Origin of the sequence: Rhizobium sp. Leaf306 (assembly GCF_001423425.1) — a bacterium.
Taxonomy (GTDB): domain Bacteria; phylum Pseudomonadota; class Alphaproteobacteria; order Rhizobiales; family Rhizobiaceae; genus Neorhizobium; species Neorhizobium soli.
The window spans coordinates 18317-43138 of sequence record NZ_LMNX01000003.1; the positions used below are offsets into that span (position 1 = coordinate 18317).

A 24822-nucleotide genomic window follows, 5' to 3' on the forward strand; every position below is an offset into this window, starting at 1 on the left:
GAATACCTCACTGGGCGAGGAGTTTATCGAACAATGCCTTGTCATAGTCCGAGTAGATATATCCATCGGCCGGGAAGTTTTCGGCGCGCGCAAGGTAACTCTCAACGGAACTGTCGTCGATGACCGGCAGCGGAACCTTGATGAAGGCTGGAACGGTTTTTCCTTCCAGAGCCTGCACCGCCGTATAGACCGAAAATGCACCCAGCCAGTTCGGCTGCATTGTCGCCCATCCCTTCAGGCCCTTCTCCTTCCAAAGTTCAAGGAACTGGCGGGCATTCTCACCCGTGATCGGTACTTGGTCACGCCCCTGACGATCAAACGCCAAAACGGAACCGGCCGAAAGCGCGCCACCGAGGGACAGCACCCCGTCGATCTCCTGATTGGCGAAGAGCAGGCTGGTCATGGCTTCCTGGGCAGGCGCGACGTTGTACTCCGAGTTCGTTTCAGTGATGACTTCGATGTCCTTGTTGGCATCCAGAACCGGCTGCGCACCCTTGCGGCGATCGTCTGAAACCGAAATGCCGGCCGGACCATTCATGACGATGATCTTGCCCTTGCCGCCCAGTTGGCCGACCAGCCACTTTGCTGCGGCCCCGCCCCATTCGGCGGAGTCGGTGTTGATCTTCGCAGTCACCTTGTCCGTGTTGACGAGACTGTCGAAGTTGACGATGGCGATACCCTTGTCGCAGGCATCCGAGATGACGCGGTCCAGTGCGTTGGAAGAACCGGCGATGACGACGATGGCATCAACATTGGCATCGATCATCGACTGGATATGCTGGATCTGGGTTTGCGCATTACCCTGGGCGTCGGTGATCATCAGGTCCTTGACGAGGCCGGCCTTCTTGAGTTCGTCGACTTCGGCTGTGATGGTACCCTCGGTCTGCTTCATCCAGGTCGGCACCGAATAGATATTGGCCCAGCCGATCGTGTAAGGCGCCTTGCGGTCACCCTTGATGCATCCCGATGCAGCGGATGCACCACTTGCAGTAGTCGCAACCATGATTGCGGCAGTCGCTGCTGCGGCAAGAAGACGGCGCATGGAGGCGCAGATTGGCGTCGTGACGGTGATCATGTCGTTCCCCTTTTTTTGAAGGCGGCAAGGTTGTGAACAAGGCTCTGCGTCGCCGCTTGATGACAACGTTACCATCAGCGATAGTGGAGTCAATGACAACGTTATCATTCGCGCAAGAATCCTATTGCATGTGCTGGGCACCGGAGAGCATCCAAGGCTGGCCTCCCCCAAGATCTGGCGGTTGCCTGTCACCAGAGCGCGGATTAAACATCATCCGGAACAAAAGATTGGAGACCAATGGCTATCGAGCGCAAGGAAGACGAGACGACCTTCGTATACGACGAGGTCGTACGCATCACCGGCGCCGGTGGATCAAAGCCAGTCCTGTTTGACGGCCGAGAAAAGGGAAAGCTGGCGCGGGTCGCTATTGGTGACGTCGCGCGCCTAGCGGAGGTTGCGCCGATCACGGTCTCCAGGGCGTTGCGAAATCCGGAAAAGGTCAGCGCGGACAAGCGCCAGCGTATTCAGCGTGCCGTCGAGCAAACCGGCTACAGCGTCAATCCGCACGCGAGCGCGTTGAAAAGCGGCCGGTCAAATGTCGTGCTGGCGTTCGCATCCAACCTAATGAGTGAACAGTTTTCCTCTGCATTAAAAGCCTGCGCTGCCGTGCTGGAAGACGCCGGCTATCTTTTTCTTGTGGGTCAGACCTCCTATTCCTATGAGCGCGAAACCGCCGCCATCCGCTCCCTGCACGCGATGAAGCCTGCCGCCGTCATGTTCACGGGTGTCATAGAGCTGGAAACCAATCGGGAGCTCCTGCGCGGACTTGGCATACCCATCATGGAAACCTGGGCTTTGCCGCGCGACCCCATCGACATGCTGGTCGGGTTTTCCAACACGGAGGCTGGACGACGTGCTGCAGAAATGTTGCACCGGAAGGGTTACCGCTCGGTCTCCTACATCGGCCGGCGCAGTGGGCGCGGTGCCTTGCGCCTGCAGGGCTTTCGCAGGGAATGTGAGGCGCTCGGATTAACGTTTGTCGGCGAACATCTCATCGACGATGTCAATGGAGTTTCGGACGGACGACGCCTGATTGCCGCTGCATTGTCCCAGCCGGTCAAGCCGGAGGCGCTCTTCTGCAGCAATGACGTGCTGGCGCTCGGATGCCTGATGGAAGCCCGCCGCCTGAACATACGCATACCCGACGATCTCGGCATTCTCGGTTTTGGCGAAAGCGACATCGCCGCCGAGATCCCACCCGGCCTGACGACGATAGGAATCGACAGCGCACTGCTTGGTCGCGAAGCGGGTGAAATGCTGATCGCAAGCCTGTCTGGAACGCCGCCCGCTCTTAAATTGAAGTGTCTTGAACTGATCGAAAGCGAACGGGGCAGCATCTAGTAGATGATAACGGTCTCGGTCAGCAGGATAGGCTTAACCTTCATGCTGACATCGCTCACGACCGTTCCATTGTTGACGTACAACTATCTGTGGCAATTAACTCCACCCACTTAAGTGCATCAGAGGTCTTAAGGGAGATTGAACTTTCGGCCCGGCAGTTGGGGAAGCTATCCCTATGAATTCACTGACTACGATCGAGACCTCGAACGACGCCCTGCGCAGAGAGTCGCAGTTCCGAAAAGGGTGTTGAGTCACCGGGTGCGACACGTGATGTATGATCGGCCCTGGTGAAGCCTCTGCCTTTTCAAGTCCCTTAAGCCAAGCTTACAGCCATCGAGATATGAGCCTTGTAAGCATACACGTTGCGTGGTTTCATCTACTTGAGCAATGATAGCCTCTAGCGGGACGCCGGGTCGCCGATGACTGGCGAAGTCAGTATGTTAAGGTACGCCATGGGCTATTTCGCAAAGCTCGCCGCGAGTTGGAAACAACTACCAGCTGCCGCAAGCATTGCGGTCACGATGGCAGCGCTTCCGGTTTCGCTCCCTGCCCAGACAATTGAAGGCGTCACGCTGGGAAGCGACAGTGCTGTACCAAACCGTTTTGGCAATCCGCAGAAAACCGAAACTGTCGCAGGCTACACAACCAACCAATACCGGCTGCCGAATGGCGTCGAATTCTCTGTAACGCTTGAGCTCTCCTCAAACCAAATAGTATCGCTTCAGCAGTCGTGGTCAGGGAGCCAGGTTGGTCCATCTGCTGGTTTCGGTGATTTACGCTTTGGACGGACCAAATTATCGGACATCCGGTCTAGAACTTCCAGCAATGGTCTTCTGTATGAGAAAATCCTACCCGTGGCTGCAAACTCGTCAGGCTCAGTTGAGTTCTCTGCATTCTACGACGTCGCAGCGACTGCGAACGTCGTCCGCTTCATCACATCCATTGACCAGGAAGCATTGGGCAACTTACGTCAACGATACGGTGACAAGGCGTACGATAAGGTAGGATCGTCCGCGGTTCTCCGGTCGCTGACTATCTCGACGAGAGATTATCTGGAGAGGGCCACCGGCGCGGCACGCGTACTGGACACTGGCTACACCCCCCTGACTTGGGCGCTGTCGTTTGCGACCACGAATGTCGTTGAACGCGGCATTTCTCTAGCCCGAATCAGGCCTTCACAGTTGCCTGTATCGCGGGTTTACGAAGGTCCCCAGAATTTTCCGGACTTCAACGGTCGGGACAGCAATTTTAGCAGGTACCGCACTGGAATCACCAATGCGATGACAGGAGGCCCGACATTCGCGGGTGAGTATTCGGTTATACAGATCGGGTGCGGAAGTAGCTGTTCGGTTGCCTATGTAGCGAATAGCCGTACAGGCGAAGTGTTCGACGCCCCTGTTGGGGGGCAAAATAATCTTTCCCTCAAGCTGAAGTACGAACTGAAAAGCAAACTGCTGATTTCCCAGTGGGGCGACTACGACACAAACAAATGCTTTGTTCAGTTCTTCAGCTTCGACGACGGGTCTTGGACTGAGCTGATCAGACGAGAGGTCGGTACACTGGACGCCTGCGCCAAAGAGGTCGCATCCAACATTAAGTAGAAGCGAATATTTGGCGATTGCCTGCTCGATCACAACCTCCTAGTGTGGCTGCAAATCACTGGGTAACCCGTATGCAGCCGGACTCAAACAGAATAGAATTTCCGAGCCAATTCGCCCCTTACCTCTCCGACGCGGTCGTACGCTTTCGATACCTCAATCCAGGCATTCAAGTAAAAACCGGAGACGGTTTCGTGCTTATATCGAGGACTGGGGCTGATTTGATGTCCAACGACCTCGAGCGCCATTTCCTATTTTGTCTCTATCGGCAGAAGGTATATGCAGAGACGCTCCCGCTCCGCACTACTCTGATCGCTGGGGTGACAGGAATTTGACCGTCTTCCCTCTCAAATTTCGGCAAACAGCCGACGGCGACGTCCTGTTCTGCGACGACGCGGGCGGCTTTTTCAAATCGGATGACGCATTTCTATCACGCTATGCCCACGACCAGTTCACAGCTGACGACGATGCATTTTTGCTTCGCAACGGTCACGCTTTCGAAGAGGTAGGAGACGTCGCCTATTCCGGCTTCGAGTACCGCTTTGCGAGCCGCTTATATGCCCCAGGACCTTTGGACTACATCATCCTCGTTCCGACCCTGAGGTGCAATCTTGCCTGTGGCTACTGTCAGGTATCCAGGGTGAATGAGAATACTCCGGGCTTCGACTGGAGCAACCAAACGCTCGAAGCTGTGCTCTCTTTCCTCGGTACGATCACGGCACCCAAGATAAAGATTGAGTTTCAGGGCGGAGAGCCAACGCTCCGCCTGGATATCCTCAGTACAGTTCGCGATTTCTGCAGGTCCCGGTTCGAACGCTGCGAATTTGTCGTATGCACGAACTTGCAGGACGTGTCGGATGAGGTCTGGAGCTTCTTGAGCCTGACCGACGTCTACGTGAGCACGTCCCTCGATGGGGATGTGTCCACACACGAGCTTCAACGGACGTTTAAGTCAGCGCGGACGGCTCAGTTCGTCGAAAACCTCGATGCCGCGATCGCACGCCTGGGCAATGGTAAGGTCTCTGCACTCCCCACAATCGATCCCCGGCGGCCACCGGAGCCTAAATCAGTAATCGAGGCGTACACAAGCCGAGGCATGAACTCCATTTATCTCAGGCCGGTCAATTACCAGGGGTTTGCCCGTAAACGATACGATGCGCGGGCATCATCATCGGCCTGGAATGCCTATCATTCCAGCTTTATCGACGAACTTGTGGAGTTCAATTTCACGGCCGAAGTCCCCGCCGAGGAATACTACTTCGTTCATTGCCTGCGCCGAATATTGAGAGCCGGACATAACGGCCACGTCGATCTTCGTAACCCTAACATTGTCGGACATGGATACGTCGTGATCGATCACGACGGTAAGATCTATCCGACGGACGAAGCACGGATGGTGAGTCGTGTCGGGCAGTTCGATCTGTCGATGGGGGACGTCTTCACTGGCATGACGATGGCGACGGTAGATGCATTGAACGAGGAAGCTTCGAACAACTTTCATCCTGACTGTGTCCACTGCACTTACCAGGCTTATTGCGGCATTGATCTTGTTGATGACCTCTCCCGCTACGGACGCATCGATCTTCCGAAGGACCAGACCGATTTCTGCCAGCGGCACCTTGCGCTCTTCGACAAGATCTTCGCTATGATCTACTCCGATGATCCGAAAATTCGGAAGTCACTTGCGATCTGGGCCGGAGTTCCGAGCTTCGATGCTTCGATCGCCCGGTGTCATCAATGATCGATCTCCGCCTCAAAATCGACCCACTTCCGATCGTTGAACCTCTCGTCATCAGGCTTCGCAACGAGCCACAGAACTGCCAGACCGAGCACGATGCTGTGCTGGTGGATACAGAGGGCACAAGGCTCGAATACGACTACAACGGGTTTTCATTTGGGCTGCACAGACAGGATGACGAGAATTTCGACGGCGACGTTATCTTGGCCTTGCCGGGACAACGTATAGCCCATCGGCTGATCCGTTCGAAGTCGCCTCACAACACGTTCTTGGTGACTGAGCAGTGCGACCAGTTGTGCGTCATGTGCTCACAGCCGCCTAAGAAGCATCATGCGGATTTGTTTTCTCAGTTCGCTCTCGCTGCAAGTCTCGCCCCCCTCAACGCAACGATAGGCATCTCCGGCGGAGAGCCTTTGCTGCACAAGGAGCGATTGTTCTCAATGGTTGAAACTGTTGCCTCAACCAGGCCAGACATCAGGTTCCACATTCTCAGCAACGGTCAGCACTTCGTCACTGAAGACATACGGCGCCTGGTGGCCATGGGTACGGAGAGGATACTTTGGGGCATTCCGCTATATGCTGCAGACGGGCTCACCCATGATCGTATCGTGGGAAAAGATGGTGCGTTCCAAAATCTGCAGCGCGGACTTGGCATTCTCATAAAAGCGGGGGCTTCCATCGAACTGCGTACTGTTGTCATGCAGCAGAACAAGGACCGATTGAGCGATCTAGCCAATTTTCTATTCACACGCCTAAGCTGTATCGATGTTTGGGCAATCATGCAGATGGAACGCATCGGTTACGGGCGAATGAACTGGGCGACGTCGTTCCACGACTCTTCCGCCGATTTCACACAGCTGGCGAGGGCGATCGATATGAGCGCAGCGCGCGGCATCTCTGTCGCTCTCTACAATTTTCCGCTCTGTTCGGTGCCTTTGCAATACCGCGAGTTTGCCTTGTCAACAATCTCAGACTGGAAGCAGAAGTATCTCGATATTTGCGAGGCATGCGGCTCCCGTGCAGCTTGTGGTGGTTTCTTCGAATGGTATAGTCACAAAGAGGGGTTTGCGGGATTGGGGGCGTTATGAAGAAAAGGCTATTCCTAATTCCGTCGCTGATTGCTGCGGGATTTTTGCCATCTAAGGCCGGGGCAATCGTGCCAGGTGACTTCGTCACCGCCAAAAATGGACAGCCATCCGTGCTCGAAAGGCTGAAGCTCAAGCATATCTTCTCATTGGCGGGACACAGATCTCATAGCTCGCACCGTTCGCACTCGAGCCACCGCTCCAGCAGCAGCGGCGGCTACAGTTATCGAAACTACAGCCCCCCTACCTACACGGCTCCATCGGCCCCGTCATACACGCCGCCCGCTCCGACCTATACCGCCCCCGCGCCTGTTTATACTCCGCCAGCGGCCCCAGTTGCGCCGGTAGTAACTCCGCCCGTGGCTGCCGCACTTGCGGCACCACTCAAGACGCTGCCTGGCAACACAGACAAGTTCAGACGCATCGCGATGCAGGTCCAGTCCGCGCTAACTGCTTACGGGTACTATACCGGATTGATTGATGGAAAAGTTGGTCCGAGTTGTAAGACGGCGTTGACCGCTATGCAAACGGACTACCGGCTGAAAGTCACCGGGACAATTACCCCTGAAGTCCTTGATACATTCGGAATCGTGGCGAACTGAAGTTCCCTCAAGAAAGAGCACCCGACATGAGCAATCCATTCGAGCAACAGCCATTCGAAGGGGCGGAGTTTGTCGATAACCCGGAACCGCGTTGTCCCTGCCTGCTGATCTTAGACGTTTCCGGTTCGATGAATGGCAGACCGATCCGCGAGCTCAACGACGGCCTTGTCCAGTTTCGCGATGAATTGTTTGCGGATTCCTTGGCGGCAAAGCGCGTCGAGGTTGGCATTGTCACGTTCGGTCCGGTCTCGATCGTGAACGATTTTCAAGGCGTACAGACATGGTATGCCCCGCAATTGCAGTCCCAAGGTGACACTCCCATGGGAGCGGCGATTGAACAGGGCCTGCAACTGTTAAGGGATCGTAAGAACCAGTATCGCCAAAACGGTATCTCCTACTATCGGCCATGGGTATTTCTCATCACCGACGGCGGGCCGACAGACTCTTGGCACGCTGCGGCCAACGAAGTGAAAGCGGGCGAGGCTGAAAAGGCGTTCTCGTTTTTTGCGGTAGGAGTTGAGGGTGCAAACATGGAAGTCCTCGGGCAGCTCAGCGCCCGCGCTCCCCTTTCACTTAAGGAGTTGCGCTTTCGCGATCTGTTCTCCTGGCTTTCAAGCTCCCTTAGTTCCGTCTCCCAATCGAACCCTGGCGACGCCGTGCCTTTGTCCAACCCGGCCACGCCGGAAGGATGGGCTTCCGTTTGATGCGCACATCCTGGCGGTGGGCTGGAGCCCGGTCAATCGGGACTTCGCATAGTAAGACCGGAACGCCGTGCCAAGACTACGCATGCGCTAAGGAGTTTCTCACTCTTGAAGGCCCTGTCATGGTTGCAGTCGTGTCAGACGGCGCTGGCAGTGCCTCGCATGCTGAAATCGGCTCGCGAACCGTGTCTCTGGGCTTTTTGAAGGCCTGCAGGTCGTTTCTCGCCCGATCATCTTTGTCATCCCTGAGTGAGGACGATGTCTGGGATTGGATCGACGCTATTCGTGAGGCGATCAACCTCAAGGCAAAAGAATGCGATGCGCGGCCGCGTGATTTCGCTGCGACGCTGGTTGCTGTGCTCGCAGGCCCAGAACACTCTGTCGTTGTCCACGTCGGTGACGGAGCTGCTGTTCTAAAGCAGGCTGGCACGGAAGAATGGATCGTCCCCTCATGGCCATTCCAAGGTGAGTACGCATCTACAACTTCCTTCGTGACCGATGACCCACAACCTCGGTTAGTCGTCACGGCAGTTGAAGGAATTGTAGAGGAGTTCGCGGTATTTTCTGACGGTATCGAACGTCTGGTGCTCGACCATGTCTCCAAGACGGCGCACCAACCGTTCTTCAATAGAATGCTCGCGCCGCTGAAAACATCGCAAGCCCAATCCCTCGACCGAGACCTTTCGGCCGCTCTGCAGAGTTATCTAGCAACCCCGGCCGTGTGCGAGCGCACTGATGATGACAAGTCACTGATACTCGGACTCAGGGCATGAAGACGGTAACCTCATCCGATGGTCGCCGCCTCACTCTTGGATCGGTTATCGGTAAGGGGGGTGAAGGAGCAGTCTACCACATTGCCGAGGCTCCAGATCTCGCGGCAAAAATCTACAATCCAGGGAAAGCGCACGAGCGTCGAGAGAAGGTCGCGGCGATGGTGGCCGACACTCTTCATCGTAGATCGGACTATGTCGCTTTTCCCGTCGACACTCTCACATCGCCGTCAGGCGAATTCCTGGGCTTCACGATGAAGAGGGTGACTGGGTACAAGAGCGTCCATGACCTCTACGGCCCTGGAAGTCGCAAAGTCGAGTTTCCAACCGCCGATTTGAAATTTCTGTTGCGGTCCGCGATCAACCTATCAAACGCCGTTGCCAGCATCCACACGACCGGCTGCGTCATCGGCGATATCAACCATTCTGGAATTCTCGTCTCTGATAAGGCGATGGTATCGCTCATCGACAGCGATTCTTTTCAGTATCGATCCGGCAGCACCACGTACCGTTGTCTCGTCGGTGTGGCTGAATACACGCCCCAAGAGTTGCAGGGGACACAGTTCGACAGGGTTGACCGGACCCCGAACCACGACAATTTCGGTCTTGCCGTTCTCCTGTTCCAACTCCTCTTTCTTGGCAGACACCCCTTCGCCGGAAAATTTCTTGGCAAAGGCGACATGGATATTAAGACGGCCATCAAAGACGGTAGGTTCGCTTACAGCTCTCAAAAAGCCCAGACGATGATGGAGCCTCCGCCGTTCGTGCCGGCACTTGGGGACTATGGCGACAATGTCCGAAAGGCTTTCGAAGACGCATTCAGGCCAAGCACTCAGGCTGGTGTGCGGCCAACGGCGGCATCTTGGGGGATCCTACTGAAAGCAGTCGAGAACGACCTCGCCTCGTGTCCTGCCGACAAGTCGCACGCCTACCCCCGCCAATTGACCGGCTGCCCTTGGTGCAAACTTGAGAGGACAATGGGGCGATCTCTGTTTCCTGCTCAATTCAGTACGGGCGCCCCAATAATGGATATTGGGCAGCTCCTGACTGCAATCAAAACCATGCCAGCACCGGTTCGAGCCCCCGACCCTGAGCAGCTTATTGGACCTTTACTAGGACTGAGCCGATCTGCTGCCGCAAAAAAGGCGCGGCGAGAACGGAACGCTGCCGGTGCTGCCGGCGTCGTCGCAACGGTTGTGGCTCTCTACCTCATGTCCACCGTAAGCGGGTTCTGGGGCGTGGCACTTCTGATCGGCGTCATAGTCGTAGCTTTCCGTTCTATGGACATAAAAGGAAGGTTCGCAACGGAACTGAGTGGCGCCAAAAGCGGGTGGGAGGAGCAGCGGAAAATCTGGGAAAGCAACGCCGGTCCGGGGACGTTCGAAAAGCGGCGCAACCACTACGTTGATCTCGCGTCTGCTCACGCAATCCTTCCCCAGAAGGAACGCGAACGGCTCGCTATTTTGGAGCAGAAAAAGCGTCAGCTTCAGCTCGAAAAGCATATGGAGTCACATAGGATCGATAGGGCCAAGATTCCACGCGTCGGCAGAGGCCGGAAAGCGACGTTGGAATCCTATGGTTTTGAAAACGCCTGGGATGTCCAGCAACGGCCTGTGACAAACGTTCCCGGCTTCGGTCCCTCCCTAGCCAGCGAAGTTGAGACTTGGGCAAAAACTGTAGAGAGGAAGTTTGTATTCAACGCCTCGATCCCCACCGATCCGGCTGCCGTGCAAGCCGTGAAGAACGATATTGCGAAGCAGCGGACTGAACTCGAGAGAGAGCTCACCAAAGCGCCTGCGGATCTTAAGCATTTGGCCGATCACGCGAGTGCCCTTAGATCAACCCCGCCACAAGCGTTGGTTGATGCCTACAAGCGCCTGAAACAAGTCGAACTCGATGTGAGTTGAGGTGACCATGGCAACGTCATACCGAGGATTCTGGCTAATCGTGGGAATGACGGCGGCTGCAGTCATGATCGCTAACGTAACGTCGACCGAACAACCTCGGTCGAACTCTAGCATCAGCAGCACCAAGTCGAATGAAGTCTCGTCCCCTGTAGTCACATCACAACCCCCAGCGTCCATTGATCCACCAGGTGCCACACCGGGGCGAATAGTTCCGCCGACATTAATGCCGGGAGCATCCACCTCCGCCGACACAACGCAAGTTGCTGTCATTCGATCTATCGACGCGGACATTCGAGTGGCTTTCGACGCGGCCACGAAGGTTGCGCTCGCAGTGCCCCACTCAAAGCCAGTGGAGATGATCACAGAAGGCTCTAGGCCTACGGACGAACTTTCGCCGCTCGAGACCAAGGAGGTCTCTTCAACCCCAAAAGTCTTTGATCAGCCCGCCGTCAGTGTTGGAAAAGAGGACCTGCCGCGAGAAGAGGTCAGGACGTCCACGGACCTCAACCTACGAGAGGGGCCAGATGCCGCATATGTAAAGATCGAAACACTTACGAACGGTACGAACCTACTCGTACTTGAAAAAAACGGCAAATGGTGGCGGGTAAAGTCTACTACCTCCGGCGCAGAAGGTTGGATCAACGGCACATTCGTCAGGCCAGTGGATTAGCTCCATATCGGTCCAGCGCAAACAATCGACATTCATTAGGTAGATGCAGCGATGCCACCTCTCATGCTCTTGAACGGATAGGAACCATTGCTTCCTATTAGGTCACAGAGTCCTGTTGATTTCATTTGCTTTTCGGGTTGGCCTGATGTCGTGCAACAGCACTGTGGTCGCTTTCTCCCGGAGTACAAGGCAGCATTGGCCGCCAAGATTTTGAACCAGGCTGAAAAGCAGCATGAAGAGCTGTTTCAGACAGAGGTTGGGCCGAGCGCAACCTGATGCGAATGAGTATTGTCATAGGGCCGTCCTTTCGAGCAGGCCTAACCTTTATCTCTTGATAACGCCAACCATTCGATTGATAGCGCCCCAATATTCCTTGTGCATGGTTTCGGCTGCGTCCGAGATCGCCAGCTTCCAAGCAGGTCCGCGATCCCACGCTTCTTCTAGAGCGTCAACCAGCGAGGGCCCGTGGCCCGTGACCGGCAGGGCGTCGAATAGTATTCCCGCCTGTCTAAGGTCTTTATCTCGTTTGGCTTGGCCGCCGGCGTCATTCTGGCGGCGACCGGCAATGATAAGTTTGTGCACCGCGTACCTGCAAGGATCAGGGATCACAACTGAGATACCGGCACCATGTAGCAAGATCGAACGAACGGGATCGCGGATCAAGAAATCCATGAATCTCAGCGGTTCGGCTGACGCGCCGCCGAGAGCGGGCATGTTCACGGGTTTGTCCGAATATTCTTCGGCTCCCCTGTTTGTCGTCATGAATTCGACCCTGTAACCGCTCTGATTCCGGAATGCATGAGAGCGGGAGCTGCCGCTGATATGCGGCACTGCGCGGAACGTTGGATCACGCCCTTTTAGGAGATCGAGGATCGGCGGCAGCGAATCTGCCACCTCGGCGGAGATCGCGAAATCCTGGGCTAGGTCTGCATCACCTGTTAGGATCGCCGCCGAAGGCAGACGGATGCCAAGATATGCCGAGTAGCATTGAAAAGCGACAGTGCCGACGAGAACACCGCGCAGCCGGAAGAGACCGGCCGTGGCAAGCGCCTGTACGATATCGCCGGTAAAGCGATCAGCGGCAATCAAACCGGCTTCGCGCGTTAGCGTGGAAACGTACTTGCGGCGAGCCTTATAGTCTGACTTCTCACCCTTGAAGGTTTCGACCCGTTCCGAAATCGAGGGGTCGTCGGCAGGCCCGACATACCGACGCTTCTGCCCACCCTCCCCGTCGGGTTGGTCGAAATACCAATAACGTCGACCATTAACTGCCACGGGCACGAATCTACCCGATGGGGGGAAATCTTCTGCCCAATCATCGTCGAATGCCCGTTGCTGTAGTTCCGCGACCATGGTGCGAAACATGAGGTCAATTTGTTTAATCACGCCGGCCTCTATATCTTTTTAACAAATCTAGTATAGTCGCAACCCGGAAGCAAGCTTCGACTCCACCCAGTGGACGCTGCCCGCCTGTGCTACCCCAATGCAATACACTACGCACCGCGATCCTCGCTATACGATTTTCACAAATATAGTATAGAGTCGCTGTCGAGATGCCCGCCTTGAACCAACTCGAACTATTGGCCCGTTGAAAGTCCGATGATTACGTTGAAACCGAAGGACTTAGTGAGATCGCTCCTTGTCCGCGGTGCCAATCCAGGAAGGATTGAGGGACGGGATGTCCATTATGCCAGTTGGTTTTCGACACCATAATTGACTTGCGGTAGCGGCGCCCGGTGCACCGCAGGATCGACGTTCGTGCCGTGGGCGTATAGGTCCCATAACTTGCTCATCGCGAAATCTTTGCGCCTTTCTACCCTTTTTGACAACCAGTGCTACCTACCCCTTCGCCGCCCTTGGCGGCATGCGAGGTAGCACCCGAACAACTGTCATAGCAGGTAGACAGATAACCACCGTCCTATAGACCTTCTTTATCAAAACAACCGGATCACGAGGGAAGACAGCAGTATGAGAAGAACTCTGACCGCCTACACTTTGACCGCCTTGGTAGCCTTTACTTCAATGGCAGTGGCGCAAACCTCGCCGGGCCTTGCGGAAAGGCGTGCGATCGCGGCTTTCGAAAAGGACAATTTTCCACCGCTGCAGAAGAGCGTTCAAACTGCTGCAGGCTTCGAGGTTCCGATCAAGGTGGATTGGAACAGCCTCGCCTTGCCAGGTGACGATAAATATTACGGGCAGGACGATTACCTCGTCAAAACGGTCTTCACCCCGCTCGAAAATGCCATGAAAGACATTGCCCGGGACGAGATGGGCAAGCAGGCGCTTCGCGAAAAACTCAAGACGATCACCGTCCATTACACGGAGGCTGGCAGCCCTGCATCCGCCTACAAGGAACGCGTCAAGTTCGAAGCCGGCACCCTGGACGTCAATTTCCGGCCGTTCACCAATTCCGCAGATGTCGACGATCGAACGAAGGCGATTGTCGACGCGCTGGGAGCGGCTCTCTAAGAGAGCTGTCGGGTGATGTGATTACCGCGGATAGAAGCCTCCCCCAAGCCGGGCGCCCGGCTTGGGGGAGGCTTTGCAAGATACTGCGACAGGGAGGACGTCATGACCAACGCGCAAGCACCCACCGAGGCAGCCAAGCGCCAGATACCGCCGGGCGTGGTTTTGGCCTTCTGGCTGATCCTGCTGCCGCTGGCGCTCGCCGGGCTCGGGATCTGGCAGCTTGATCGGTCCGTCGAAGCCGGCCGGCTGGTCCAAACCAACGGACAGGACATGGTTCGGGCACTCGATGAAATCCGACCCATTGCGGCTCAGACGCCCGGCACGATGATCCGCTTCGAAGGCGGGCAATCGTATCCGGCCTCGATGGCGCTTGCGGAACTGGAAAAAGCCGTCGGCGAGAACGATCTTCTCCAGACAGTCGCGATAGTCCGACATCCGTTCGCCTATCTCACGATTGCCGGTGGAGCGCTTGCCTTCTTCGGCGGCGCGGTCGGTCTGCTTGGCTCCAGCCTTGCCGGCCGGTCAGCCCGCCGGTCGCGCGATCAGTTGGTGCGCAGTTTCACATGGCTGCAAATGACGTTGCCGTTTTTCCTCGCCGCCGTGATGCTGGGACTTGGCTTTGCGGGTGTTGGCGCCACCGTGTTCGAGACGATGACGCTGCCGTTCTGGGGCGATATCTCGGGCAATGCCGTGAAACTGGCGCTCGCCGGCATCCTTCTCGCTGGTGTCGCGCTCTATTGCGCCGTCACCGCGGTCCGCGGACTGCGCCGCGTCTTCGCTCTGGTCGAGCCGGAGCCAATAGTGGAACGGGCCCGCGTCGTCACGGAGGAGGACGCGCCTGGCCTTTGGACATTCGTCCGCAATCTGGCTGGGCGGATGCAGGCCGGCGCGCCCGACACGATCGTCGTCGGCCTGACCAGCGGTTTCTACGTGACCGAGAGCCGGCTTCTGCTGCTTCCCGAAGAGCGCTTGATCGAAGGCCGGACCCTCTATATGCCGGCCCCCTTCCTCGAACTTCTAGACACCGCCGAGATCGCCGCCATCGTTGGACACGAGCTTGCGCATTTCGCCGGCGACGATACGCGATATTCGCAGAGGTTCGTGCCGATCTATTCCAGCCTGCGGCGTTCGCTGGACGCACTCTATCGTGCCGATATCAACGGTGACTTCGGCATCGCCGCCGGCCTTCGCCTCGGTTATCACGCGCTGTCGCGCTTCGATACCGCCGTTGCCCACTGGAGCCGGCTGCGCGAGTTCGAAGCGGATCGGCATGGCAGCACGGTCAGCGGCGCGGCCGGCGCCGCGTCCGCGCTTGTTCGCGTTCATATTGCCGACCCAAGCGTACATTTCGTTCTGAGCGATGCTTTCCGGGGAAATGAAGGACATGAGCCCGATCTTGTTGCGGCCATTGCAACGGTGGCTGCCGAGCGGGGCTTCGACGATCCGGCTGCCCATCTGGAAGACCGCCAGGCCCACCCGACCGACAGCCATCCGCCGACGATCCAGCGCATACAGGCGCTCGGCCTCGGTATCGATGACAAGCTTCTCGCGCATGCGACGCGTTTGCCGGACGCGAGCGTTGCATCCTTCGGTAGGCGTGCATTTTCCGACTGGGATCAGCTTTGCCGCGACCTATCAGCGGACTTCCTGCTCAATGCCAGCTCCGTTCGCACAGAATATCGTGAAGAACTGAAGACGGCCGCCGCCGGGGTCGCCGAGCCGGAACTGGTGGTGCATGAAAATACCGGACCGATGGCAGGCGCGATGATGTTCATCATTGTGCTGTTCGGCTTGTTCATCGCCTGCACCTATCTCTTCCCCTACCAGATGGGCTTCGGGGGCAATGAGAGCTTCAAGGCAATCTTGGCGGCGGTGCTCGGTGCCGGCATGCTCCTATGCCTTGCGGCCGTCGTCTTCTACCGCCGCCGCGGCGCCCGTCCGTTGATGGTGTTCACGCCGGAGACACTTCGGTCCCCATGGCTGAGCGAGCCGGTGCGGTGGGACGCTGTCGTCGGTTATCAGGTCTATGCCACAACCCGTTTTGCTCTCCAGCTGTATCTCGGGGAAAACGAGCCGCTGCCCAACCGCACGCGGTTTTCGTTCTACAACAAAGTGAAGCCCAAGCGCCGAATGATTGAGCTGGACGCCATCGGCATTCGCGGCATGAAGGCCGATGCGTTTTCGGAACTTGTGGGCCGCTATCTTTCTGCTGCGCATGCACGGCGCGCGCTGGCGGACGAAGACTTGGAAGCCGGTCCGGTCGCTTCATCCCTCGGCGCATAAGGTCTGACTGCGGAAGGCAGCTGAGGCGAGGAGTCGTCAATCGCACGGACTTTTCTATCTTGAAGAATAGATGATACTGGGGCGTTTGAATGACGGACAGCCACTTCGTCTTGCGAAATTGTGTTCCCGCATACAGAAATGCCCCGTCAACGTGGGCAATTATAGTGGGTTATCATGCGTATCGGCATCGCGACGCCTCGCCGGTTCACATTAGTTGAAATAGAAAGCGTAGGCCGCGAAATTCCCCTCAAAGATATTGGTAATCTGGTTCCACTCGCCGCTACTCATGGCTTTGCCATCCTGCAGGTAGGGTAACGCAGCCGGTCCCGTTACCCAGAGCACGAGGTCGAAAGGCTTAGGATCTGTGAAAACTCGTGCAAGGTTGATGCGCTTGTCGAAGCGCCAGTGCGGGACAAGGATCTTGCCATCGAGGGCGGCTTCAAACTGCGAGAGGACTGCGAGCCATGCTTGAATGCGTTCAGGCGTGACGTTAAAGGACGGCAGAACCCCGCTGTTTTGTTTTGGCCCCGGCAGCCATTCATGATCGTCATCGTTTTCCTTGTCGATGAGTGCCCAAGTTTCCCGGTTGAGTACAATGACCTTCTTCAGGTGATCGCGCACTTCGCCCCACATTGCCGTGTCGGTAACCGGCCAGCGGATCGTGTGAATAAGCGTGACGAAGTCGGCGATGTCATCAGCTTGCGCCTTATTGACGCCGAACATCGTCATGTCATCCGCGCCTTTGCCATTGGCCACCGACAATGTCGAGACGGCCCGTGGGAAGATGACACCGAAACTCCCGTTCCAGCTTTCGGAAAAATCATGGGACAGCCACGCCTTGGCAGCAGCCATCAGCAAATTGTCGTAGCCTTGCAGCCATTTGGCGTCGGCAGTGTCAAAACCGACGACGAAAGGCAGCGCCCCACCTTTCTCGTCCAGATTGGAAAAGGCCCGCCCAATGTGATCTTCCGGCCCGACCCTGCCGTCGCCATTCCAGTCAAAGCGCGCGACGGAGAGGTCGACTTTCAATTTTGCCGGCTTTTCACCGACGGCTGCAAGAGCCTTGTCGGCGGCATCCAGATCTTCAATGAAGGCCGCAAGAATGCCGCGAAACTGGTCGTATGTGATTGCCTCGGGATTTACGTTTCGGGCAATTTCGCCGGAGGCCCGGCCTAGAAACATTTCATAGCCGTCGGACTTGGAGCCAAAGCCATAGCGGTACAGCGACCGAGATAGTTTTTCGAATGCACGGGCCGATCGCACCAGACCGAGCCCCAACTGTGCGTCAGCATTGTTAGGGGCTGCGGCAGCTGTGGACAACATCTGCTCGTCTGCCTCATCAAGGCGTCCATTGGCCAGATATTTTTGAAACAGCTCAGTTACGGCACCGTCTGCCCACGCTGGAGAGGATTGGTGTAAACACGCGAAGCTCGCTACGATCACGATAGAAATAAGTTTTTTCACGACGACTTTCCGCTGTTATGACCTCTCAGGGCCTCGTTGTGTCAGATCGGACATTTGTTCAATTCTGCCGCCGGACGCGAACCTTCCCTAATGCCTGCGAGGCCGGTATCGCGGACTTTCCGATCGTCTGCGGCAGGGCGTGCCGCCAGTAACCGGCTCTCCGCGATTGTCACCGAACGAAATTCAGGGCTTGGTCTGGTCGGAAGGCGCTGTCTCGTCCAAGGGAGCCACCTCGTCCGAAAGCGCTGCCTCGTCAGTGGCCGGTGCGTCCGGCCCCTTGATCTGTTGGCCGTTGACGCTGACCGAGCCGTCGCTGGCGACCGCTACGTCCCAACGCTGCGCGCCATCAGGGTCGGCCTTGGCAAAACCCTTGATCATCATCAATCCGAAGGAGGCATTGTTCAGATCCGGATTGCTCTTTGCCAGTTCCTGCACGGCCGCGATCGTCTTGTCGTAGTCGCGCGCCACGATCGATGCGTTCACCCTGTAGTCTTTTTGCGTATCGACGCGGCCTTCCATCTCCCCGGATACCTCGATGTTATAGACGCTAGACTCGGCGCTGACCTTCGGAAAATCAACCTTCAGGATGCCGCCCGGAAAAAGCTTCGCGGCCTCCTGTTGTCCCGCCATCCTGCTGTCGCCCGTTGACGTGGTGAAATCCGTCTTCATGAACTCGTCGCCAAGGGCTGCGAAATCCATGCCCGGGACGCCGAACTGAATATCGAGTGCTTGAGGCAGGAAGGCGGTGTAACCCTCAGGAACCAGCACGCTGTCTAGCGTCAAGTCGCCAGCATCGATCGCCACGCCAACGCGCGTCGCGTTGCTCGGCCCATCGACGTGAAGTGATAGCCAAAGGACTTGGCGCCGCCGCTTCCGACGGCGCTGGTGACGGCGAGGTTGTTGAGTCTGATGGTTTCCTCAAGCGAGCTCAGCAACGGAAAGGCTTTGCCGAGCATGTCCTTGAACTTGGTCTCGCTCTCCTTGGTGAGATGCTTCTGCTCGACGTGATCGAGCACGAACAGGACCATTTCCTTCAAGTCCTTGGCTGCAACGCCTTTGACCTTGGTATCGAAATCCAGACTGTCTGCCGAGATCTGGATCGGCGGCATTTCCTTGCCGCTGACCTGCTCCACAAAGGTGCTCATTTTGCCGTTGGCAGCAAAATCCAGGCGACCGGCAGTGACGCTTTCGGCAGAGGTCAACTTGTAGATCATGTTGCCGAAGCTGGCCTTGATCACCTCGGTATCGGTTGATGAGATAAATTTCAGTTCCTTGGCGCTGAAATCACCGGAGCGGAAGTAGCTTATTGCCGGGTCGAAGACCGAGTTAAACACCATGTCGGCAACCGAATAGGTGAAGTCCGAGCGCTTCTTGTCAGGCCCGATGAAATGCCCCGTGACATTGAGGTTGTTGTTGCCTTCCAGATCCCAGAGCCCGTTGTCCTGCGGTGTGGCGAAGATTTTGAAGGGTTTCAGGCCCTTGATGTCGAAATCCGTTTTCTTGATCTGCGCCAGGAGTTTGGAGAAGTCATAGCCGATCTCGTAGCGCGATCCGGCCGGCGTGACCGTAACAGGCGCACGCTTGGCGATGTCCTTGGGCAGCAGGTGATTGAGAGTGTCACGGATGTTGTTGGCGCTGTCCTGGCTAATATCTGTCGCGGACGCCCCCGTGGTAAAAGCCATAATAATGGCGGTCGTCGCCGTGATAAGCCTATGACGCATCTCGATAATCTCCCTTAGCCGCATAAAGGCGGGCATGTGTGATTGCCGTAGCTCCGATGTCAAGCCTGCAAACCGCCTCAAACCAATCCGAACCGACGGCAACATGCAGGCCCAGAAGTCAAGATCTTGGGTTCGTACACCAATCAGCGTCTTATTAGGAACAATCATATCCCTGGCGAACCGCGGCTGTGGGCGTTAAAGATGAACGATCACAACCGGATGTGGATCAGACATGCGCCTTCCTCTTGCTGCTTTGATTGTCTTTTCCTTCGGAACCGGTGTTGCGCATTCGGCTGAGGCGGTTACCTACGTCGGCTCCATCGGGTCTCTGCCAATCATCCTTGAATTGGCGTCGCCGGGTGCCGATGGTTTGCGGGCCGGACGCTATGCCTATCTTGCCAAAGGCGGTGACATCCCTTTGCATGGCATGAAGGTTAAGGATCCTGACGCCATGCTACTTTTCGAAGAAAAGTCTTGTACCGAAAAGCTTTGCAAAACCGCCGATGGTGACGTCATCGATGTTGCGCCTATCGCCGCTGAATGGAACTTGAAAACCGAAGGCAGCGGCGAGCGACTTTTGGGGACATGGCGGGACAAAGAGAGTGGCAAGACGCTGCAGGTCAAGCTCGTCAAGAAGGGCAAGCGGACGATTTCCGATAGCGAACCAGACCTGCTCGCTGCTCTCGACCCAAGCTACGCGCTCACCGGGACCGACCAGCCGATGGTGCTGAGCAAAGACAGCTTGCCCTACGATTTCCTGAAGATGGATCGCCCTTTCAAACAAGGCGTCACGACCAATCTTGGCGACAGAAGCTACCGCATGGATGAAGACAGCCGAACCGGACTTTCTTATCCGGTTGTCCTTTCGATTGGAAAAGTCGATCCAGCACCGATCAACCGCTACCTGGCGCAACAGCGCCTGCAGCTTGCCTTGTCCGCCTTTTCCTGCATGGCAAGAGCCTATCTTGGCTTCGGCTGGTCGGGACAGGATGCGGAAGGTACCAGCGGATATGACGGCGGTGGATCTGTGACGGTTGAACATCTGACTTCGCGCCTGGTCGGTATTGCAGAGGGTGGCAGCTATTGGTGCGGTGGCGCTCATCCCAGTAATTTCGGGGATCATCGTCTCGCCGATGCGCGAACGGGCAAAGCACTCGTGCCGGAAACCCTGCTGCGCGGCTGGACCGCAACCAACGGAGACGGAACTGTGGTCGATCCTTCTACGGTCGCGGATCCCTCGTTGCTAAGCTTTGGCCCGAGCGAGAGCCTGATCCAGTTCATTCTTAAAAACCGCGAGAAATTCGATGACGAGACGGAGAAAGGGTGTGGGTATGAAGACCTCATCCGGAGCAATCTCGCAGTCTACTTCAACGCCGATAATCTCGTTTTCACCCTGCAGGGCCTGCCACACGTCATATTCGCCTGCACCGACGATCTCCTGACGGTTCCCCTCAAAGATGCTCGTCCGCTCCTTACAGAGGAGGGTGCCGGATATTTCGAGGTTCTGGATCTCTGAAGTTATGTAATCTGGGGCGGCCGGATCATGTTGAGAGACAACAATATTCGGACACTGTGTGCAGAAGCGAGACCTGGAAATTGCTGGGCTTTGATCTGAACCTGACGGTCTTGACAGGATTCGAACCGAAACAACGCAGTTGGACCGCCTGACGACAGCTCTACTCATTGACAACATGCGGAAATAATTTCCGCGTCCGCACTGGGGGTGACCGGTTTTCAGACGACCGCCTTGAGGGACCTGAACCAGTTACTCCATGACCACGGACGATAGGAGATACCTTTGACGCAAGGCTTCCGTAAAAGCGTATTATTCCCGATCAGCTGCCGAGTGGTGGATCAAAACCAATGCGCTAGACCATTTCGAGAAAGCGGTCAAAATTCGTGAGATGATCAAGTCCGGGCAATAGGCAATGACCGCTTGGGGCCGATAGCAGACCAAGTTCGCGGCGAATGCGCCCTAAGTAGCCACGGCGCCCTACGCATCACAGGCGCCATCCGCATTTACAGGGCGGCAGGTTATGTGATGGAAGCTTCAACTAAGTTGATATGAGAGGAAGCTTTATGCGACGAGCGCTAGCGCTAGGATCACTTGTCGTTATCGGTGCATGCTCTGAAGCTGACGCTCAAGAATGTGCAACTAAACCGATTGCAGAGTTAGTCACTGCCAGCGAGGCAGCTTTCAAGCGCTTCAACAACAACAAGGAGTTTACTTCCCCGCTTGCTGAACTCACCCCGCGCGCATCAGGTTTTTCATATCAGGCGAACATCCCCATCTGGGTTGGCACTTTGGAGGTCATCGACAAGACGGGCACGGTGGTGGCGTCGTTGATCCCGCAGGTTCATTGTAATGGAGGCGTTGAATTTTCCATAGAATGGAGGAGACGGGCGGATGGGAGTATCGAATCTGGGCTTGGTGGGTCGTAGCTGACAGAGCTCATGGTGGCTTAGGGCCAAGATATTAGCGATTATAGTCCCGCTTTTCTTTCCGCTTATCTTTCCTTTCTACCTGATGGGTGAATTGTCGCTGCCATGGACATTCCTTTCGTTAGTCCCAGTTCTCGCCGTACTCTCTACTATGCTCGGTAACCTGATAGCTCTCACGACATCAAAAATGAGGCAAGGAAGGTGAGATCATTGCCGCAGGCGGTGGTCTCTCCGTCACGGCAACCGTTGATAAACTTGCCATGCTCTGTTTATTTATAGCAGGCGCAAACGCATAGGTTTGGTATTGTCCGGTCGATTCAGCTTAGACGATCTACTTTCCCTGCATGATTTTCCAACGCTCGGCGGCCATCCATTCGATATCGATCCCTCAGGGCGGTATCTCGTGTTCGCATTACCGAAACCAACGGGCAAAGCGACACGCCATTTCGCTCCCACGTTAGGCGGTAGCGAAGCGGACCTCTATGTCATTGAGCTGGCGACCCGGAAACTTCAAGAAATCCCTCTTCCAGTCGGCTGCGGAGCGATGTCGCCATGCTGGTCGCCTGACAGCACCATGGTTGCGGTAGCCCTAACTGACGGCAGCTTCGTCCGGCCAGCAGTGATTGAGGTGTCCACAGGGTTGGCTACAATCCTCTCGGATCGTAATCTCTGCATTGAATCGCCTCGCGGGGTCTTCGCATGGAATGGACCGACGAAGATCTTATGCGAGCTCCTCCCAGAGGGTGTACCTCCGACCTGGATGGATATCGATCTAAGGGCAGCTAGGTTCATGGTGGCTGTTTGGCAACGTGCTTGGGATGGGCAGCAGGCCACGGCGAGCAGGCTGAGAGACGACAGCCCTGCCATCGGCCCGCCGATCATTACTTACGTCGAGATAGACACAGTTACGGGTGAAGCCGAAAGCTTCACAAAACAGGACGGCCTATCGGCTGCCATGGAGTCGTTCGCAAATCGACCAACGATCGAATATCCGCCACGATGCATCGGCCCAGGATCGAAAGCCCCACCCGAAGGCATTTTGGTTGCGAGTTCAGAAACCTCGTCAAGCAACATCTACCTCGCCCGCAGCTCGGACGGTACGCGCTTATGGCATATCGACAGTGCTAGAGGGCAGGTTGTCTTTGAAACAGATACCCATCTCGCTGCGCTGCCTCCTCCCAACGTCCGGCGTCTTCCATTCCAAACAATGGACGGACAGACAGCTCATGTGCGGTGCCTCCTTCCACATGATCATCAGCCGGGAGAGGCGAGACCAACCATAGTTTGGGTCTATCCCGGCTACGAAACTTCGTTCGACTACCTCCACCATCTAGACGCGAGAAATGATCCAAGTCCTTTGAACCTGCATCCTCTGGTCTCAGAAGGCTTCATCGTTCTGATACCAGACATGCCAACCGACTCTGAGGTTGGGGGACGTCGCGAACTCTCGGAAGAGCTTCTGGGCACTGTAGTCCCCGCGATTGAGGCGGCCGTGACAGCTGGTTTTGCCGATCGACAGCAGCTCCACGTTGCCGGACACAGTCTTGGGGGATGGGCAGCGCTTCATCTCGTCGCACAAACAGATTTATTCAAAAGCGCAGTTGCTGCCGCAGCCCCCACCAATCTGATCTCAGAATTCGGCATATCAGACGTTAGATTCAGACATGGCGAATAGGTTGATGCTGACGGCCTCGCATCTATGAGCCGTATTTTCGGGCTATCTCGGCCACCTTGGGAGATACTCGAACGATATGTCCGAAACAGTCCGTTGTTTTCTGCCGTTGATATAGAGGCACCCGTCGTGCTGATCCACGGAGATCAGGATTATGTCTCAATCACCCAAGCAGAGGAAATGTTCACGGCGTTGCGGACTCTCGGAAAGCCCGTCGAATTTGTCCGTTACTGGGGCGAAGGACACGTTTTTGAAAGCCCAGCAAATGTGAAAGATATGTGGTCCCGCCTATATGCGTGGATTAGGCAGCATTCTTCCCAGTGACCGCTTCGGGCCGAGTGCGGTCGACCTCTGGTATTGTCACCTCTCTGGTAGCTGTTTACTCTTCGAGAGATGTGGGCACAATTCCTGGCGACGAGCGTAGTAGCTGTCGGACTTTTGATACCCGAGCTGCGACGCCTTGGCAAAAAGTACGGCGTTGTCTTCTCCGCAGCAGTTGGCGGCTGTGCAGTGCTGCTCGTGTCTGGGTGGCTTCTCGCATTGGTCCTGACGGCTTCCGGCCTCACCGGGATTTTCTCCACCCTCAGATCATGGCAGCTCGCAGCGAATTTCATCATGCCGTTGTCTGCCTTCTTGTATTCACGGCGTTACTACTCGGTCACTCCCAGTCTCTTCCCAGCCGGGATTGTTTTCGCGGCGGTGAGCATGGTCTTCGCTGGCATCGAGTTTAGCTACGCCTACTAACGGGGAGTTCCTCGACCTAAGACTGCCCATCGCCTGGTCGTCTTCGCGCCAGGAGCGGTCATTGCAGAAGAGATGAGGCCGCCTATTTTGCATAGGCGACGTTTTTTTAGAGGACCGGTGATGGAACGCAGCTTCGAAATCGTGGCGCAATGGATCGAACAACAAGACCCGAACCGAAAGCGGCCGTTCAGCGAGCCGGCATCCGCGGATGAGATCGAAGCGACCGAACGCCGGCTTGGTTTGAAACTGCCCGCCGCTGTGCGAAACCTGTACTGCCTGGCAAACGGCCAACCGACCGGCGCTGTCGGCCTGGAGGGGAGTTTCGTTTTGCTGTCGTTGGACGGAATTATCGACGCTGCTGCTTTCCTGAACGACGAATTTCCCGATGGCGGGACCATTTAAACGCTGGTACTTCGGCGGCTCTCTTTTCTTTGAGGAAATAAATGAAAGATGAGCATAGCTCTGCTGCAAAGTCGTTTGTGACCCGTGTACTTGATGCAGCAGGTAGCCTAGCTATCGCTCACCTCGTAGGAACGTATG

Annotated in this window: 18 protein-coding genes and 2 pseudogenes; 15 read left to right on the forward strand and 5 right to left on the reverse strand. The window is 56.2% G+C overall.

What is annotated here, in order from left to right; all coding sequences use genetic code 11:
- Positions 1–7 precede the first annotated feature (7 nt).
- The gene (locus ASG19_RS13630; RefSeq protein WP_062458175.1) at positions 8–1075 is read right to left on the reverse strand and encodes an ABC transporter substrate-binding protein; all 1068 of its coding nucleotides are present in this window, start codon (positions 1073–1075) and stop codon (positions 8–10) included.
- Between the two features lie 237 nt (positions 1076–1312).
- Here ASG19_RS13630 and ASG19_RS13635 point away from each other — a divergent pair, with 237 nt between their 5' ends.
- The 9 genes from ASG19_RS13635 (at position 1313) to ASG19_RS24090 (ending at position 11487) form a co-directional block, all read left to right on the forward strand.
- On the forward strand, positions 1313–2416 hold the full coding sequence (locus tag ASG19_RS13635; protein ID WP_062458180.1) for a LacI family DNA-binding transcriptional regulator: 1104 nt from the start codon (positions 1313–1315) through the stop codon (positions 2414–2416).
- Between the two features lie 452 nt (positions 2417–2868).
- On the forward strand, positions 2869–4017 hold the full coding sequence (locus ASG19_RS13640; protein WP_156466506.1) for a hypothetical protein: 1149 nt from the start codon (positions 2869–2871) through the stop codon (positions 4015–4017).
- A 328-nt stretch (positions 4018–4345) separates the two neighbouring features.
- Positions 4346–5755 carry a His-Xaa-Ser system radical SAM maturase HxsB gene (hxsB, locus tag ASG19_RS13650; protein ID WP_062458189.1) on the forward strand — a complete coding sequence of 470 codons (1410 nt, stop codon included), beginning with the start codon at positions 4346–4348 and terminating at the stop codon, positions 5753–5755.
- Entirely contained in the window at positions 5752–6840 is a 1089-nt protein-coding gene (gene hxsC / locus ASG19_RS13655; protein ID WP_062458193.1) for a His-Xaa-Ser system radical SAM maturase HxsC, read from the forward strand. Before hxsB ends, hxsC begins: the two co-directional genes overlap by 4 nt.
- Positions 6837–7439 (forward strand): His-Xaa-Ser repeat protein HxsA, encoded by a 603-nt coding sequence (gene hxsA / locus ASG19_RS13660; protein ID WP_062458196.1) that lies wholly within the window; start codon positions 6837–6839, stop codon positions 7437–7439. Before hxsC ends, hxsA begins: the two co-directional genes overlap by 4 nt.
- A gap of 26 nt (positions 7440–7465) precedes the next feature.
- Complete coding sequence (locus ASG19_RS13665; protein WP_062458199.1) at positions 7466–8143, forward strand: VWA domain-containing protein; 678 nt, start codon at positions 7466–7468, stop codon at positions 8141–8143.
- Positions 8143–8913: a PP2C family serine/threonine-protein phosphatase gene (locus ASG19_RS13670; RefSeq protein WP_062458202.1), complete on the forward strand. Its 771-nt coding sequence runs from the start codon at positions 8143–8145 to the stop codon at positions 8911–8913. The genes ASG19_RS13665 and ASG19_RS13670 overlap by 1 nt, the downstream gene beginning before the upstream one ends.
- Complete coding sequence (locus tag ASG19_RS13675; protein ID WP_062458204.1) at positions 8910–10817, forward strand: protein kinase domain-containing protein; 1908 nt, start codon at positions 8910–8912, stop codon at positions 10815–10817. The genes ASG19_RS13670 and ASG19_RS13675 overlap by 4 nt, the downstream gene beginning before the upstream one ends.
- Positions 10818–11112: 295 nt before the next feature.
- The gene (locus ASG19_RS24090) at positions 11113–11487 is read left to right on the forward strand and encodes an SH3 domain-containing protein (protein WP_162238151.1); all 375 of its coding nucleotides are present in this window, start codon (positions 11113–11115) and stop codon (positions 11485–11487) included.
- A 324-nt stretch (positions 11488–11811) separates the two neighbouring features.
- On the opposite strand, the gene ASG19_RS13685 is transcribed toward ASG19_RS24090, so the two are convergent.
- Positions 11812–12870 (reverse strand): GSU2403 family nucleotidyltransferase fold protein, encoded by a 1059-nt coding sequence (locus tag ASG19_RS13685; RefSeq protein WP_244476215.1) that lies wholly within the window; start codon positions 12868–12870, stop codon positions 11812–11814.
- A 585-nt stretch (positions 12871–13455) separates the two neighbouring features.
- Here ASG19_RS13685 and ASG19_RS13690 point away from each other — a divergent pair.
- Together ASG19_RS13690 and ASG19_RS13695 are read left to right on the forward strand one after the other, a co-directional pair.
- Positions 13456–13956 carry a hypothetical protein gene (locus tag ASG19_RS13690; protein ID WP_062458207.1) on the forward strand — a complete coding sequence of 167 codons (501 nt, stop codon included), beginning with the start codon at positions 13456–13458 and terminating at the stop codon, positions 13954–13956.
- Positions 13957–14058: 102 nt separating this feature from the next.
- Positions 14059–16239: a M48 family metallopeptidase gene (locus tag ASG19_RS13695; protein ID WP_244476169.1), complete on the forward strand. Its 2181-nt coding sequence runs from the start codon at positions 14059–14061 to the stop codon at positions 16237–16239.
- Positions 16240–16449: 210 nt separating this feature from the next.
- Here ASG19_RS13695 and ASG19_RS13700 read toward each other — a convergent pair whose 3' ends face one another.
- The 3 genes from ASG19_RS13700 to ASG19_RS24240 form a co-directional block, all read right to left on the reverse strand.
- On the reverse strand, positions 16450–17703 hold the full coding sequence (locus ASG19_RS13700) for a hypothetical protein (protein WP_244476170.1): 1254 nt from the start codon (positions 17701–17703) through the stop codon (positions 16450–16452).
- A 183-nt stretch (positions 17704–17886) separates the two neighbouring features.
- The gene (locus tag ASG19_RS24235) at positions 17887–18507 is read right to left on the reverse strand and encodes a hypothetical protein (RefSeq protein ID WP_200933900.1); all 621 of its coding nucleotides are present in this window, start codon (positions 18505–18507) and stop codon (positions 17887–17889) included.
- Positions 18483–19424 (reverse strand): hypothetical protein, encoded by a 942-nt coding sequence (locus ASG19_RS24240; protein ID WP_200933901.1) that lies wholly within the window; start codon positions 19422–19424, stop codon positions 18483–18485. The genes ASG19_RS24235 and ASG19_RS24240 overlap by 25 nt, the downstream gene beginning before the upstream one ends.
- 232 nt (positions 19425–19656) lie before the next feature.
- On the opposite strand from ASG19_RS24240, the gene ASG19_RS13710 reads away from it, so the two are divergent.
- The 4 genes and pseudogenes from ASG19_RS13710 to ASG19_RS13735 all read left to right on the forward strand — a co-directional run bounded on the left by ASG19_RS13710 (position 19657) and on the right by ASG19_RS13735 (position 24684).
- Positions 19657–20940, forward strand: coding sequence for a hypothetical protein (locus ASG19_RS13710; protein WP_062458210.1), 1284 nt, complete (start codon positions 19657–19659; stop codon positions 20938–20940).
- A gap of 331 nt (positions 20941–21271) precedes the next feature.
- Positions 21272–21349 (forward strand): annotated as a pseudogene (locus ASG19_RS24465) (DUF6500 family protein); the annotation flags it as partial.
- A gap of 1472 nt (positions 21350–22821) precedes the next feature.
- Positions 22822–23862: pseudogene (locus ASG19_RS24470) on the forward strand (alpha/beta fold hydrolase).
- 540 nt (positions 23863–24402) lie between these two features.
- Complete coding sequence (locus tag ASG19_RS13735; protein WP_062458226.1) at positions 24403–24684, forward strand: SMI1/KNR4 family protein; 282 nt, start codon at positions 24403–24405, stop codon at positions 24682–24684.
- Positions 24685–24822 lie beyond the last annotated feature (138 nt).

Excerpts from the sequence above, each read along its gene's own strand:
- ASG19_RS13630 (WP_062458175.1), bottom strand. The coding sequence starts at position 1,075 with ATGATCACCGTCACGACGCCAATCTGCGCCTCCATGCGCCGTCTTCTT.
- ASG19_RS13635 (WP_062458180.1), top strand. The coding sequence starts at position 1,313 with ATGGCTATCGAGCGCAAGGAAGACGAGACGACCTTCGTATACGACGAG.
- ASG19_RS13640 (WP_156466506.1), top strand. The coding sequence starts at position 2,869 with ATGGGCTATTTCGCAAAGCTCGCCGCGAGTTGGAAACAACTACCAGCT.
- hxsC (WP_062458193.1), top strand. The coding sequence starts at position 5,752 with ATGATCGATCTCCGCCTCAAAATCGACCCACTTCCGATCGTTGAACCT.
- hxsA (WP_062458196.1), top strand. The coding sequence starts at position 6,837 with ATGAAGAAAAGGCTATTCCTAATTCCGTCGCTGATTGCTGCGGGATTT.
- ASG19_RS13665 (WP_062458199.1), top strand. The coding sequence starts at position 7,466 with ATGAGCAATCCATTCGAGCAACAGCCATTCGAAGGGGCGGAGTTTGTC.
- ASG19_RS13670 (WP_062458202.1), top strand. The coding sequence starts at position 8,143 with ATGCGCACATCCTGGCGGTGGGCTGGAGCCCGGTCAATCGGGACTTCG.
- ASG19_RS13675 (WP_062458204.1), top strand. The coding sequence starts at position 8,910 with ATGAAGACGGTAACCTCATCCGATGGTCGCCGCCTCACTCTTGGATCG.
- ASG19_RS13690 (WP_062458207.1), top strand. The coding sequence starts at position 13,456 with ATGAGAAGAACTCTGACCGCCTACACTTTGACCGCCTTGGTAGCCTTT.
- ASG19_RS13695 (WP_244476169.1), top strand. The coding sequence starts at position 14,059 with ATGACCAACGCGCAAGCACCCACCGAGGCAGCCAAGCGCCAGATACCG.
- ASG19_RS24240 (WP_200933901.1), bottom strand. The coding sequence starts at position 19,424 with ATGCGTCATAGGCTTATCACGGCGACGACCGCCATTATTATGGCTTTT.
- ASG19_RS13710 (WP_062458210.1), top strand. The coding sequence starts at position 19,657 with ATGCGCCTTCCTCTTGCTGCTTTGATTGTCTTTTCCTTCGGAACCGGT.
- ASG19_RS13735 (WP_062458226.1), top strand. The coding sequence starts at position 24,403 with ATGGAACGCAGCTTCGAAATCGTGGCGCAATGGATCGAACAACAAGAC.